The 14,334-nt window shown below is 36.0% G+C and carries 16 protein-coding genes; 14 read left to right on the top strand and 2 right to left on the bottom strand.

Features of this window, described 5'->3' with window-relative positions; all coding sequences use genetic code 11:
* Positions 1-123: 123 nt before the first annotated feature.
* Together AB1414_06715 and AB1414_06710 are read right to left on the bottom strand one after the other, a co-directional pair.
* Positions 124-651 carry a hypothetical protein gene (locus AB1414_06715; GenBank protein MEW6607133.1) on the bottom strand — a complete coding sequence of 176 codons (528 nt, stop codon included), beginning with the start codon at positions 649-651 and terminating at the stop codon, positions 124-126.
* A 146-nt stretch (positions 652-797) separates the two neighbouring features.
* Complete coding sequence (locus AB1414_06710) at positions 798-1,361, bottom strand: hypothetical protein (protein ID MEW6607132.1); 564 nt, start codon at positions 1,359-1,361, stop codon at positions 798-800.
* Positions 1,362-1,960: 599 nt separating this feature from the next.
* Here AB1414_06710 and AB1414_06705 point away from each other — a divergent pair.
* From AB1414_06705 to AB1414_06640, 14 genes are all read left to right on the top strand, one after another.
* Positions 1,961-2,725, top strand: a complete 765-nt coding sequence (locus AB1414_06705) for an AAA family ATPase (GenBank protein ID MEW6607131.1) — start codon at positions 1,961-1,963, stop codon at positions 2,723-2,725.
* The gene (locus AB1414_06700) at positions 2,718-3,065 is read left to right on the top strand and encodes a hypothetical protein (protein MEW6607130.1); all 348 of its coding nucleotides are present in this window, start codon (positions 2,718-2,720) and stop codon (positions 3,063-3,065) included. The genes AB1414_06705 and AB1414_06700 overlap by 8 nt, the downstream gene beginning before the upstream one ends.
* Before the next feature lie 613 nt (positions 3,066-3,678).
* Positions 3,679-3,906 carry a hypothetical protein gene (locus tag AB1414_06695; protein ID MEW6607129.1) on the top strand — a complete coding sequence of 76 codons (228 nt, stop codon included), beginning with the start codon at positions 3,679-3,681 and terminating at the stop codon, positions 3,904-3,906.
* 58 nt (positions 3,907-3,964) lie between these two features.
* Positions 3,965-5,428 carry a FapA family protein gene (locus AB1414_06690; GenBank protein ID MEW6607128.1) on the top strand — a complete coding sequence of 488 codons (1,464 nt, stop codon included), beginning with the start codon at positions 3,965-3,967 and terminating at the stop codon, positions 5,426-5,428.
* 26 nt (positions 5,429-5,454) lie between these two features.
* Positions 5,455-5,745, top strand: coding sequence for a 30S ribosomal protein S16 (gene rpsP / locus AB1414_06685; protein ID MEW6607127.1), 291 nt, complete (start codon positions 5,455-5,457; stop codon positions 5,743-5,745).
* 5 nt (positions 5,746-5,750) lie between these two features.
* Positions 5,751-5,981: a KH domain-containing protein gene (locus AB1414_06680; protein MEW6607126.1), complete on the top strand. Its 231-nt coding sequence runs from the start codon at positions 5,751-5,753 to the stop codon at positions 5,979-5,981.
* A gap of 16 nt (positions 5,982-5,997) precedes the next feature.
* Positions 5,998-6,720, top strand: coding sequence for a tRNA (guanosine(37)-N1)-methyltransferase TrmD (trmD, locus tag AB1414_06675; protein MEW6607125.1), 723 nt, complete (start codon positions 5,998-6,000; stop codon positions 6,718-6,720).
* A gap of 105 nt (positions 6,721-6,825) precedes the next feature.
* Positions 6,826-7,182 carry a 50S ribosomal protein L19 gene (gene rplS, locus AB1414_06670; GenBank protein ID MEW6607124.1) on the top strand — a complete coding sequence of 119 codons (357 nt, stop codon included), beginning with the start codon at positions 6,826-6,828 and terminating at the stop codon, positions 7,180-7,182.
* Between the two features lie 354 nt (positions 7,183-7,536).
* On the top strand, positions 7,537-8,463 hold the full coding sequence (locus AB1414_06665) for an ABC transporter permease (GenBank protein ID MEW6607123.1): 927 nt from the start codon (positions 7,537-7,539) through the stop codon (positions 8,461-8,463).
* A gap of 215 nt (positions 8,464-8,678) precedes the next feature.
* Positions 8,679-9,503 (top strand): ABC transporter permease, encoded by an 825-nt coding sequence (locus AB1414_06660; protein MEW6607122.1) that lies wholly within the window; start codon positions 8,679-8,681, stop codon positions 9,501-9,503.
* A 200-nt stretch (positions 9,504-9,703) separates the two neighbouring features.
* Entirely contained in the window at positions 9,704-10,486 is a 783-nt protein-coding gene (locus AB1414_06655) for a restriction endonuclease (GenBank protein ID MEW6607121.1), read from the top strand.
* Between the two features lie 14 nt (positions 10,487-10,500).
* Entirely contained in the window at positions 10,501-11,559 is a 1,059-nt protein-coding gene (locus AB1414_06650) for a site-specific DNA-methyltransferase (protein ID MEW6607120.1), read from the top strand.
* A gap of 309 nt (positions 11,560-11,868) precedes the next feature.
* Positions 11,869-13,545 (top strand): AAA family ATPase, encoded by a 1,677-nt coding sequence (locus tag AB1414_06645; GenBank protein MEW6607119.1) that lies wholly within the window; start codon positions 11,869-11,871, stop codon positions 13,543-13,545.
* Between the two features lie 342 nt (positions 13,546-13,887).
* Entirely contained in the window at positions 13,888-14,226 is a 339-nt protein-coding gene (locus AB1414_06640) for a PIN domain protein (protein MEW6607118.1), read from the top strand.
* Positions 14,227-14,334 lie beyond the last annotated feature (108 nt).

Genomic DNA, 14,334 nt, shown 5'->3' with positions numbered 1-14,334 from the left:
TCATTCTAAACCCATTTTTATCCACTCAAAAGTAGATCATCGCTTTAATAACGATAATAAGGGATTAAATCCTCTTAATTTTCTTGTTCATGTCCTCGCAAGAGCAGCATGAATGACGAAAGTTCAGTCAAAAACAAGTTGCGTAAAATTACTATTTAGTGATACCTGTAACCAATAATTATTTGCTCTGGGGGAAGGATTCCATCTGAATTGAACTACGGTTCCTGGTGCATTAGAACCATTTGGAGGAGAGATTAATGTAGATGGATCAGGAGGACTACTTGGTCCATTAGTAAAATTCCAGACCGAAGACCAACTACTCCAGCCCTCTACATTACCTGCTTTCACTCTCCACCAATATTTAGTTCCATTGTCTGGGAAGCCAGATAAATTTACTCCAATATAATTCCCTATTGCTTTATCAAAAACAAGTTGCGTAAAATTACTATTTAGTGATACCTGTAACCAATAATTATTTGCTCCTGGTGAGGGATTCCATCTAAACTGGACTACGGTTCCTGGTGCATTAGAACCATTTGGAGGAGAACTTAATGTGGGTGGATTAGGAGGGCTGAGGATTTCACCTGCTATTGATAACCCTATATTATTTAGTAGCAATGCTACAGCAATTATAGATAAAATCTTTTTCATTTACTCTCTTCCCCTTTATTTTGAGAGTAGCAAAAATTTTCATCTACATAGAAGAACAAAATTTATAAATTCTAAGTGTTAAATTCAGGTCTTTAACAAAAACTTAAGCATTTTAAGTATTAACCTCACTTTTTAAGATTTAATGTTCACTTATTTAAATCTTCCTCACTAACTGGAATAGTTCGTTCTATCTTTAGATTTGATTTAAGAGTTTTTTCACTTGCTGGAATAAGCCCTTCAATCTTAAGCAGTTGTGTATTTCCTTCCTTGCTGACTGGAATAGTCTGATCAATCTTGAGACTTGATTTACTTATTGGTCTCTCCTCACTAACTGGAATAGTTCGTTCTATCTTTAGATTTGACTTAAGAGTTTTTTCAGTTGCTGGAGTAAGCCCTTCAATCTTAAGCGGTTGTGCATCTCTTTCCTTACTCACTGGGATAGTCTGGTGAATCTTAAGACTTATTTCACCTGTTAGTCTCTCCTTCTTACCTGGAATTAACTCTTCAGTTTTAAGTGTTGGTTTACTCATCGAGATATCCTCCCTAATTGGAATAGTTTGATCAACCCTTAGCTTTGTCTCATTAATTGGTATAGAGTTTTTTTGTTCTAATTTTATCTGAGCATATCCGAGAGAACTGAAGCATATTAACCCTGCCATAATTAATTTGATTACACTAAATAACTTAATTTTAAAATTTAACTTAAACATTTTCTACCCCCCTTTCGACATATTAGATTTTTAGATTATATACTTTCTACTTTTAAAAATATAACATAAAAAATAAAAAAAGTCAAGAAAAAAATGCATCCACCAGAAATTCTCGGTGAAAAATTAGATAGAGACTCATTATTCCTTATTTTCCTCTCAAAATCTTTACGAAAAATATTTTTCTCTATCTCTCCTAAACATAGGTGAATTCAGTCTCTAAAAATTCACCGAGAATTGCTGTGCATCCACAGGCTAATATTTATTCTCTTCTCTTCTCTCCTGATTCCAGTTAATCATCCAATTTTACCAACCTATGATAATATTGCAGACAATGTGGAGGGTAAGAAAAGGAATGACTCTTCTCAGAATTTGATGCAAAATGGAATAAGGGTGAATAATTATTCGGCCTTACCAATCTTGAACCTATTTTTTAGAAGAGAACAATATCTCTGTGCCTCTGCGTGAGAAAAGTATTTTTAGGAACATCCCTCCCATTTCACTGACGCATTGGCACAGGTCGAATTTTTTTCTTTACATTTATCTACAAAATATGGTATAATAAATTCCGAACTTTGGAACTTAACGGATGGAGGTGAATTATGTGCAGAATTATAGCCATTGCTAATCAAAAAGGTGGTTGTGGAAAAACGACCACAGCCGTAAATCTGGCGACGGCGTTAGCTAATCTTAACCGGAAGATATTACTTATTGACTTTGACCCGCAGGGAAACGCATCACTTCACATGGGGATTAAAATTTATGACTTACAAAAATCAATGTATGATGTTTTAGTTGACCCGGAGAAAACAGTAAAAGATGTCGTTATGCCTACGGAAATTAAAGGATTGGATATATCTCCGGCAAATATTGAACTATCCGGGGCAGAGATAGAATTGGTCAATGTTATTGGTCGTGAATCGGCACTTAAAGATAGTATGGATAACATAGATAAAGACTATGATTATATCCTTCTCGATTGTCCACCTTCTCTGGGACTTTTAACCTTAAATGCCTTTACGACCGCTCAAGAAGTGCTCATCCCGGTTCAAACAGAATATTTTGCATTAGAGGGAATGAAAAAGTTATTAAAAACAATTGATGTCGTGACTAAAAGACTAAATCATACCTTAAAAATATGTGGTGTCCTTGCCACGCTGTATGATTCTCGAACAAATCTAAGTGAGGCTATCTATAAAAAAATCAAAGAACATTTTAAAGATATGGTGTTTAATACAAAAATCCGTAAGAATGTCCGATTAGCCGAGGCGCCATCTTTTGGACTCCCGATTGAAAAATATGCTCCTAATTCCTTTGGAGCACAAGATTATCATAAATTAGCAAAAGAGGTGATTAGTTATGAGTAAAAGAGCAGTTTTAGGTAAAGGAGCAGAATCTATATTTGAAATTACAACATTTGAAAAGAAAGAGCCACATCTTAAATCTGTTAGATTGCCTAAATTTAAAACCTTTGAAGTAAAATTGTCTATCTTGCTTCGAACAGACCAATTAGAATTTCTGACAGAATTAGAGCGAAAAATAATGAGAAATCGCTCCACACAGAATAAAAAAGAAAGAATAACTAAAAACTCAATTCTCAGAGCTTATATTGATGTTTTAAGCAGTGTCGAGATAGATAAGTCAGAAATACGAGATGAGGCAGAATTGTTACGCAGGTTAAAAAGCAAATTGCAAGTGGTGACTTAAAAGATAAACATTTAGAGTAACCGTTCAGGTAGTCCTTTACCGCAGAGACGCAGAGGAACAGAGAAGATATGGAAATAAATCAGATAACAGAAAAGATTATTGGTGCAGCCATTGAAATACATAGGACCTGCTTGCCGAATGTTCAGCAGGCAAGCCAGATTTGTTAATCCATCCTCGTCCATAAATTTTAATTTTCTTCTCTGCGTCTCTGTGTCTCTGCGGTGAACAGTTACGATATTTTTAAAAAATTCTCGGTCAGCCTCTTGACAAAATTAGAATTTTATGGTAAAATTAATAAATACTTAATTAAAAAATGTAATTATTTACCCAGATGAAGTGAAACAGTAGGTTCAAGGAACAAGGGAATTTATTTTTTTACCTTGCTCCTTCAACCTAACAACCATTGCCAATAGTGAGAAAAACTCAAGTAGCCTTTAGCTAGTGTCGTGTTGAACAAATAACGCACGGAATTTGATTCTGGTAACTGGTGATTGGTAACTGGTAATTAAATACCGTTCGGCTGAGGTAATCGGTCAGTTATTGGTGGAAGAAAGGCATAAAGATTAAATTTCTCGCTAAGGCGCAAAGAACGCAAAGGAATAAATTATAATCTTTGCGAATTTTGCGTCTTTGCGAGAGAAAATTTCTATTTAGCTTTTTACCACTGATAACTGAGGAATTACCAGCTGAGATTAGAACGAAACTATTTAACCAATTACCAGTTACCAATTACCAGTTACCAATTACCAGTTACCAATTACCAGTTTGCAGGTTACGAAACCTGATGATGCCCCGTGCAAAACTTACTCAACACGACACTAGTTTTAGATATTGTTTGTAAAAGGGGGGCTGTGTTAAAAAAACTACCCAAAAAAAGTTAGAGAATAAGGGATAAAAGAATGGACCAATCCCAAACAGCAGTTAAAAAAAAGAAAAAAGAGGATTTAGAAATAGAAATAAACCCGGATGGGATGAAGGCAACTTTACAGGTTAATTCCTTTGGTGAAAACGGGGCTTTATTAGATATGAATGTGATTATGCATAAATTGTGGAATAGCGGCGTAGTTTATGGGATAAAGGGTGAAGTTGTCTCACAAATCATCAAAGAGAAAATAATCGGTGAACCCATTCTAATTGCAGAAGGCACACCACCAATAGAAGGCAAAGATGCAATAATTGAATATAGATTTACAAAGAGTTTAAAGCCAAGATTGTTAACTGATCTGGCTGACCGAGTAGATTATCGGGATTTAGGACTAATAGAAAATGTAAAAAAAGGGGAAATTTTAGCCACTAAACATCCCCCGATAAAAGGAACTCCGGGAAAAACAGTTACGGGTAAAGATGTCCCGGCACACGATGGAAGTGATATGCCATTACCCGCTGGGCAAAATACCGAAATTAGAGATAATGGTTATACCCTTATTTCTACCGCTAAAGGTTATGTGGTCTGGAAAGATGCAAAGATAGGTGTAGAAACAATATACCGACTTAAAGGTGATGTGAATATGAATGTGGGAAATATTCACTTCATCGGGACGGTAGAGATTGATGGTGATGTCCGCGAGGGATTTAGAGTTATATCAGAAGAAAATGTGATTATTAATGGTGGAGTAGATAATGCCACCATCCGTGCAGAGAAAGATATTGAAGTTAAATATGGAATTCGTGGCAAAAGAAGTTATATCTATTCAAAAGGCAATCTGACTTGTAAGTTCATTGAAAATGCGACAGTAGAAGTAAAAGGAGATGTTACTGTCACAGATTCTATTATCCATAGTCATGTGGATGCGGGCGGAAATGTTATCGTTCTCGAAGGGAAAAAAGGAACTATTATCGGGGGTAGAATCTGTGCTGGCAAAGAAGTAAATGCTAAAAATATTGGCTCGATTTCAGAACCCCTGACAGAAATCGAAGTGGGAATAGACCCAGCTCTAAGACAAGAAATGACCGCCTTAGAAGAAATGATAAAAATTGAACAGGCTCAATTGAAAGAAACAAGATTGAAATATAATATATTAGTGGCTCAAGGAAGAAAAGAAGAAGCAGTTAGTTGTCTGAAAGAATGTAAAGAAGTTGAAGAAAGCCTGAAAAGGGGTATTGAGGCATTAAATCAGATTAAGAAACATATTGCGGATAACCCGGGGGGAAAAATAGCGGTAATTGAGCGAATAAATCCAAATGTGAAACTTGTTATTCGGACAAAAGCACTTTTATTAAAAACAGATTATAAAAAGGTTTCCTTTGTAGAAAAATTTGGCGAAATAGAACAGCAAGATTATGAAGAACCAGTAAGTAGACCCAGGATAACAGAAGGGAAAAAACCTGAATCATGGGAAAGAGAAATAGGGAGAATACCCTAATCATAAAAAGGAAAGGTGGTGATTAAGTGCCGGTAAGAATAAGATTAACCAGAACTGGTGCAAAAAAGGCTCCAGCATATAGAATTGTAGTGTGTGACTCAAGATGCCCTCGAGATGGTGAATCACTCGAAATCATTGGACACTATCATCCAATACTCAAGGATAAACCATTAGTCGTCAATGAAGAACGGGCATTAGATTGGTTAAGCAAAGGTGCTCAACCAAGTCTAACTGTGCAAAGACTATTTAAGCAAATAGGTGTGATGTGCAAATTTCATGAGACAAAAACTAAATCTAAAAAGAAATTGGAGGGATGAATAAAATGAAAGAGCTAGTCGAGTATATCGTTAAATCATTAGTGGATAAACCAGAAGAGGTTAAAGTTAACGAAGTAAAAAGCGAAAAAACAATTATTTTGGAGTTGAAAGTAGCTCAGCAGGACATTGGTAAGGTCATTGGGAAACAAGGAAGAATCATTAAAGCCATCCGAATAGTAATTAATGCGGCCGCGGCTAAAACTATGACAAGGGCAGTGTTAGAGATTCTGGAATAAGGTAGAAAGGTTCAAATTGAAAATTGATATTCTGACACTATTCCCGGAGTTTTTTGATAGTCCATTAAAAACAAGTATCATCCAGCGAGCACAAACTCAAGGGTTAGTAGAAATTGATTTACATAACCCGCGAGATTTTGTTGATGATAAACACCAAACTGTAGATGATACCCCTTATGGAGGCGGCCCGGGAATGGTCATTAAAGCAGAACCAGTCTTTAAAACAGTTGAGTCATTAGCACCAGGGTTAGTTGTTCTTCTTACACCACAGGGGAAGGTATTTAATCAGGAAATAGCAAAAACTCTGTCTGCAGAAAACCATTTAATATTCATCTGTGGACATTATGAAGGTGTAGATGAGAGAATAGTTGAGAAGATAGTTGATTTAGAGATATCGATTGGAGATTACATTCTGACCGGGGGTGAGATACCTTGTTTGGTGATAATTGATGCTATCATCAGACTTATTCCAGGTGTTCTGGGAAATCTGGAGTCTTTAAACTCGGATTCCTTTGCTTGCCAACTTTTAGCTCACCCCCAGTACACTCGCCCACAAAACTTTAGGGGATTGAAAGTCCCTGAAGTGTTACTTTCGGGTAATCATGAAAAAATCAGGCTCTGGCGAAAAAAACAGGCTTTGTTAAAAACATTAACTAAAAGACCTGACCTTTTAGAAAAAGCAATATTATCAGTAGAGGATAAAAAGTTACTACAACAGATACAAGGAAGTAGAGGGTAGAGAGTAGAGAGAAGAGAGTAGAGAGAATAAAAAGTCAAACAAAAAATCTCTCTACTCTCTACTTGCTACTCTCTACTTCCAAAAGAAAGGAGATTAAAATTAAAAATGAGTAGTAAAGAAATGTTAATTACAGAAGATGCTTTACCAGAATTAAAGAAAAAAATACCCCGTTTTAACCCGGGAGATACAGTCAAGGTAAGTATCAAAATCGTCGAGGGAGAAAAACACCGCGTTCAGAACTTTGAAGGAACTGTTATTAGAGAACGAGGAGAAGGTATTGGGAAAAACTTTACCATTAGACGCATTTCTTATGGCATAGGCGTAGAGAAAACTTTTCCCGTCTATTCCCCTTCTATCCAAAAAATTACAATTACAAAACAAGGGATTGTCCGCAGGGCTAAACTGTATTATTTAAGAGATAGAAAAGGAAAAACAGCGAAGATAAAAGAGAAAAGAGATTAGTGAACTCTGTGCATCCTAAATCATCAACCACCTAAAACCCTTTCACCAAAAACTCCTAAAGTAACTATTCAGCCGCAGATGGACACGGATGAAACACTGAAAATTCGTGAATCGTGTCCGGTATCCGTGTCCGTAATTAGGCTCAAGGTTGAAGGCAAATTCAGGTATAGTGCCTCGTGTCTCCTCTTCTTCTCCGTTTCTCCCTTTCTCATCTGTCCCCTGCCCTCTGTATTTATCCGTGCTAATCCGTGTTAATCAGTGGCTGAATAGTTACAAAATTGCTTTCAAATTATTGTCTGCTTTGCACCCCTGCGAGTTGACAAAACCCCAGCTTTGTGATACACTTATCGGGAAATGCTAATTTACATTATTAAACGATTATTACTAACCATTCCTGTTTTATTCGGGATAGCGACGATTACTTTTATCCTGATTTATATTATCCCCGGCGACCCTACTTCAGGTATAGTTGGAGAAAGGGTCAATGCCCAAACCCTTCAACAGATACGGGAAGAAATGGGACTTGATAAACCATTCCATATTCAATATTTCTGTTATCTGAATAGAGTCATCCATGGTAATTTAGGTCGGTCTTTTTCAACTAAACAGGAAGTTACAGAAACAATCATTGAGAAATTCCCAAATACCTTAAAATTGGCAATATCGGCGATGGTTATTGCTATCTTATTGGGTCTCCCAATGGGAATTTTTGCGGCGGTTACCAGAAATTCCATCTGGGATAGATTAACTATGGTTTCAGCCGTATTGGGTATTTCTACGCCGGTATTCTGGTTTGGACTACTTCTTATTTTTATCTTTTCGATTAAACTTGGCTGGCTACCAGCCTCAGGAATGGGTGATGGAGATATTCTTTATCTTATTTTACCCGCGACTACTCTGGGATTACGCTCGGTGGCTTTAATTGCCCGAATTACAAGAACATCAATATTAGAAATATTAGGAGAAGATTATATTAGAACCGCAAGGGCAAAAGGATTAAAAGAAAGTGTGGTCATATTTAAACATACCTTAAAAAATAGCCTTATCCCGATTGTAACAATTATTGGATTAGACTTTGGGAGTTATCTTAATGGTTCAGTTCTGACAGAAACAGTATTTGGCTGGCCAGGACTTGGCAGATATGCGGTTGAAGGAATTATAAAAAGGGACATACCAGTAGTGATGGGTGTTGTGCTGTTTGGGGCTTTTGTCTTTGTTATCGTTAATTTAATCGTAGATATTTTATATCATTTTCTAAATCCAAAAATCAGGGTAAAATGAAAAGGTAACTATTCACCGCAGAGGCACAGAGGACGCAGAGAAGATGAATATAAATGAATTAATCTGTGGACAAATAAATTCCAATGTAGAATTTGGAATTTAGGATTTCAAAATATGTGCTAAAACATAGAATGAGAAGAATGGTTTTAGGTTTAGAAGAGTAAAGATTACTCTCTGCGTCTCTGTGGTGAAATATAATAAGGCTGAATAATTACATGAAAAGATTATATAAAAACAAGACAACTTTAATAGGACTAATTATAATCACTGTTTTCATTATTCTTGCTATTTGTGCACCGATAATTGCTCCGTATTCCCCCTATGAAATTAACCTAAAACAAAGACTAAAATCTCCAGATTGTCAACATCTTTGTGGCACAGATAATCTTGGACGAGATATATTCTCGCGGATTTTATATGGTGCCCGAATTTCATTAACCGTGGGCACAATAGCGACTTTTTTAGCCATGTTTATTGGTTTTGTCTTTGGAGGTATCGGAGGTTATGTCGGTGGTAAGATAGATAAATTGATTATTGCCTTAACAGACATTATGTTAGCCTTTCCTGGGTTACTTCTGGCAATTGGAGTTGCGGTCGCAGTTGGACCAGGTTTAATTACTCTTTATATTGCTTTAGCTACCGTTGGGTGGGCAGAATTTGCCAGATTAATCAGAGGAATAGTTTTATCTCTTAAAGAACAGGATTATATCGAGGCGGCAAGAGTCATTGGCGCCTCTGATGTCCGGATAATTTTAAGACATATCCTGCCAAATATCTTTCCGATAATTATTGTTGTCGCTACTTTAAGGATTGGTGGATATATTTTAAGTGAGGCATCTTTAAGTTTTCTCGGTTTAGGTGCACAACCACCAACTCCAAGTTGGGGTTCAATCGTCAGCATTGGAAGTAATTTTATCCTTACCGCACCCTGGTTTTCCATTTTCCCAGGACTGGCGATTGCAACAGTAGTGATTGGTTTCAATCTATCAGGAGACGGACTAAGAGACATTCTTGACCCAAAATTAAAGGGAAAAATTTGATAAGTTTAAATATTTTTGTTGAAATTTATTCATTTTTAATGTATACTTATGTCGGATTTCACGAAATTAAAAGTGTAAGCGTTCAGCCACAGAGACACAGAGAATTAGGAAAATTAGCCACAAATAGACACGAATTAACCTGTGACATTCGATAAGTGTAGTAGCAACCTTTAGGTTAGGCGTAAAAACAGGAGACCAGAATGAACAGATGGATTGAATTAAGCATAGAGTATGCAAATCAAAGGTCATATCTTGATGACCTCTTTCAAGTGTATCCAACCATTCCCGAAGGGATAAGGGACATTGACGAAGAGATATGGACTAATGTTGAGCAAGCCTTTAGTCGCAGAGACAATGACACTCTCATCAGAGAACTCTTGAGACTTGATCTCTTCCCAATAAAAGACAGTTATGTGGCATACCTAAAAAGAGATAGTTCCGCAATTGATAGAAATCCAAGAACCGTCAACCGTATTTGTGGACGACTTTATGAGATGGGACTTGATAAAATATATGAAAGGTCAAGTGAACCAAAAGAAACAAACCGACAGATTGGCCCTATGTTTCGGGAGTGGATGAGAAAAAAATCTCTCGGTATCACACCTGTTGATTTAGCCGAATTTATAGCCAATGATAATGATGCTATCTTAGATGCGAGCGACAATGCTATGATGGAGTTTGCAAAAGATAATTTGGCCTATCAACACATTAAGGGACTGGATTTCATAGCAAGATTTAAGGGTAAATACATTATCGGAGAGGCGAAATTTCTTACCGATTTTGGTGGACACCAGAACGCACAATTCAATGATGCAATCAGCACTATTGAAGCAAAAGGGGTTAGGGCTATAAAAGTTGCTATCTTAGATGGTGTGTTATACATAAGAAGTAACAACAAAATGTATAAATCCATAACAACCACTTATAAAGATTACAATATTATGAGTTCGTTGGTATTGCGTGAATTCCTATACAACTTATGAAGGAAGAATAGCTCATGCAAGATTTACTTATCAAAGGGGATAATATTCAAGGACTCAATTACCTTTTGCAGAATAAAAATTTCAAGGGTAGAATAGATTTAGTTTACATTGATCCTCCTTTTGCAACAGGTGGTAATTTTACAATTACGGATGGCAGAGCATCTACAATCAGCAATTCAAGAAATGGCGATATTGCCTATTCAGATAAACTCATGGGGAAGAAGTTTGTTGAGTTCTTGAGAGCAAGAATAGTTCTGTTGCATGAGTTGATGTCTGAGCAAGGTTCCATTTATGTTCATATTGACTATAAAATTGGGCATTACATCAAAGTGATGATGGATGAAATTTTTGGAATTGAAAATTTCAGAAATGACATTACAAGAATAAAGTGTAATCCGAAGAATTTTGACCGCATTGGGTATGGTAACATCAAAGACCTTATCTTGTTTTACACTAAATCATCAAATCCTATTTGGAACGAACCACGAGAGAAATATACAGAGAAAGACCTCGAAAAGTTGTTTCCCAAAATAGATAAACAAGGAAGAAGATATACAACTGTGCCAATTCATGCCCCTGGCGAAACGGAAAACGGGAAATCCAATCAGCCGTTCAAGGGAATGATGCCTCCTAAAGGCAGGCATTGGCGCACGGATGTTGAAACTCTTGAACAATGGGACAAAGAAGGACTAATTGAATGGTCTCCAACTGGAAACCCAAGAAAAATAATTTATGCAGACGAAAGAGAAGGGAAAAGGGTTCAAGATGTTTGGGAATTCAAAGACCCACAATATCCTGACTATCCAACTGAAAAAAATTATGAGCTGTTGGATTTAATTATTCGCACTTCTTCAAATCCAGAAAGCATAGTTTTAGATTGTTTCTGTGGTTCAGGAACAACGTTAAAATCAGCCCATATCAATAACAGACGATGGATTGGAATTGACCAATCGGAACACGCTATTAAAGCGAGCATCACAAAATTAAAATCAATTAAAGGCGACCTTTTTATTAAGGAGCCTGAATATGACTTTATTGATTTAGAAAAGGTGTTACATGATAAGAACGCCTAACAACCGCTTGCACCTGACACGCTCCGCGTGCGGGTGAAGTGAAGCATTAGAATTAATCACACAGAGACACAAAGTCACAAAGGAATTGAATAAAAACAATAAATCTTGGTGTGCTTTGAGGCTTTGTGTGAGAAAATAAAAAAGAATTCTAACAAATCGTTGCAGCGGACGGTGGGGGGCGTGCTGCTTTTCAAAGTTTTGAGGTTTACCAAAGTCTTGTTCTGCTTACAAAGTTCTATGGTAATTCTCCCCGCCGCCGCTGAACTCTATCGTTAGACATATAAGAACGCAACAGTACATAAAAAATAAATGAGACTAAGAAATCTTAAACTTTCAAATTTTGGCCCATTCTTTTCATATGAAATACCTTTTGTTGAGGAAGAACCTGTCTGTTTGTTATTAACAGGGAAAAATAATGAAGGTAAATCAACTATAATTTTTGCGTTAAAACTCATCGCCTCAGCCAGTCAGTCATTTAATAATAAACAGCGGATAGTACTTGATCATAACACTTACTACCGTCTTTCTCAGCAATCTATTGAAAATATTAATATTGGCCGAACACTTCATAATTATTCAGGAGAAATAGCTCAGATAACGGCAACCTTTGAAAATAATTTAACGATAGAGGTTTTTTTAAATGAACCACGGAATTTAATCTATGCTGACTATAGTGGATATCTTCCTTCCGACATAAAGGATATTTTCGGTTTTATTCCCCCGCTTGGACCTTTAGCTGAAGATGAGGAGTATTTAACAATGAAACATATTCGTGCGAGTCTAAATACTACACTTGCACCTCGACATCTTCGAAATCATTTTGCCCAACTTCTTACAAAAGAAGAATATCAACTTGTTCAAGAGATAATAAACTCAACTTGGTCATCTATTAAATTATTTGATTATGAATACCATTCTCAGGATAATACACTTCGCTGTTTTTTTCAAGAAAACAAGATTGACAGAGAACTCGCATGGGCAGGGCAAGGACTGCAAGTTTGGTTTCAAATTGTAACTCACTTAGTACGTTTAAGAAATACTTCCATACTTGTACTTGATGAACCAGAAATCAATCTTCATGCTGAGAAGCAAAATGATCTTATTTCGATACTTCATCAATATTATCATGGTAGCGTCATTATTGCTACACATTCAATAGAATTAATGAATAATGTCAATGTAAGTCATATTATTCATATCTGCAAATCTTCTTCAAGTCCAAAAATTAAATCTACAACTGACCGAGTATATTTAGATTTAGTACGATCTCATGTTGGAAGTAATTTTAATTTAGTAGCCTCTCAGTTTGAAACATATGATCGACTTATATTCACCGAAGAACTATCGGATTTCAAAATTATTGCCGCATTAGCTGATGGCTTTGGAATATCAAATAATGCCTTTGGTATTCCTTTAAATGGATTTTGTGAATATCCAAAAGCTAAATACTATAGAGATGCCTACAAAATCCTTATTGGAAGAGATATTCCTTGTGTTGTCGTATTAGATAGAGACTATTATCCTGAAGAGCATTTACAAGAAGTTTCTCAAAATCTGGCTAAAGATAATATTGCCGTAATATTTACTCCTGGAAAAGAAATCGAGAATTGTTTTCTTTTTCCCATAATTATTGAAAAATTCATTCAAATGGAGGATCGCAATAAATTTGTTGAATTTTGGGAACAATTATTTAAAGATCAATATCTTGATTGTTACGGAAGCTATTTGACGCTTCATGAAAAATTTCTCCCACCACGCATTGATTTAAAAACAATTACTAAACAGTACACTCCTATTTTTAATACGTTGTGGAACGAGTCAACAAAGCGTCATTTAGTCATTGGTGGAAAAACAGCACTCAAAAAACTTAGGACATTTTATCAAGGGTTAACTAAACGCAATCTAACGCAACAAGATTTAATTAATGAATTGGTTAAAACTCGTGTTACTGAAGTAGAACAAATGCTTAATGCAGTCTATGGATAAGTGATAAAGGCTTTAGAGAGAATCCTCGCAAATACAGGGAAGGAGATATAACCCTGCCGGGTACAAATCGGCAAGAAACGGTGACTGCCTTCCGATGATGGCTATGTTAGGTATGAGTAGCAAGTAGGAATTTTTTTTGATTGACATCCAGATCTTTATGCTGTATAATAAATGATGGCACGCCAAAAAGTCTTAAAAAGCAGAAAAGTTAGTTAAGAAACAGCCATGCAGGTTGTTATAACAGGTTAATCTTACTATGGTTAGCGTAATGTTTCTCTGTGTTCTCTATGCCATCTATAGTAAAGTTCTGACTTTCTGCCTAATCATCAAAGGAATATCATAATGAAGATATATCTTGATAACTGTTGTTTTAATCGACCATTTGACGACCAATCACAGTTACGAATTAAACTTGAAGTTGAAGCAAAACTAAAAATTCAAGAGGGAATCCGTTTAGGTAATTTTCAGCTGGCATGGTCATATATCCTTGATTACGAAAATAGCAAAAATCACTTTGCTGAAAGAAGAAGGCAAATTAGTGGATGGAAAAAATATGCTATGGTTGACGTCTACGAGAATCCTACAATAATAAATGAAGCTAATTTATTTTATCGTAACGGGTTGAGAAAATTTGATTCCTTACATATAGCCTGTGCAATTTATGGTGGTGTCCTAAATTAGCTAAAGTTTGTGAGAGAAAATGTCGATAAAGATAACAGAAGTACATAGTGTATTATTCTGGAGATTTTGTTTGGGAGGTGGAATAACGATGCATCCAATAGAACACTT

The organism is bacterium, assembly GCA_040755795.1.
Classification (GTDB): Bacteria; UBA9089; CG2-30-40-21; order CG2-30-40-21; family SBAY01; genus JBFLXS01.
The sequence above is the reverse complement of the archived record's forward strand: the minus strand, read 5'-3'. Positions and strand labels throughout refer to the sequence as shown.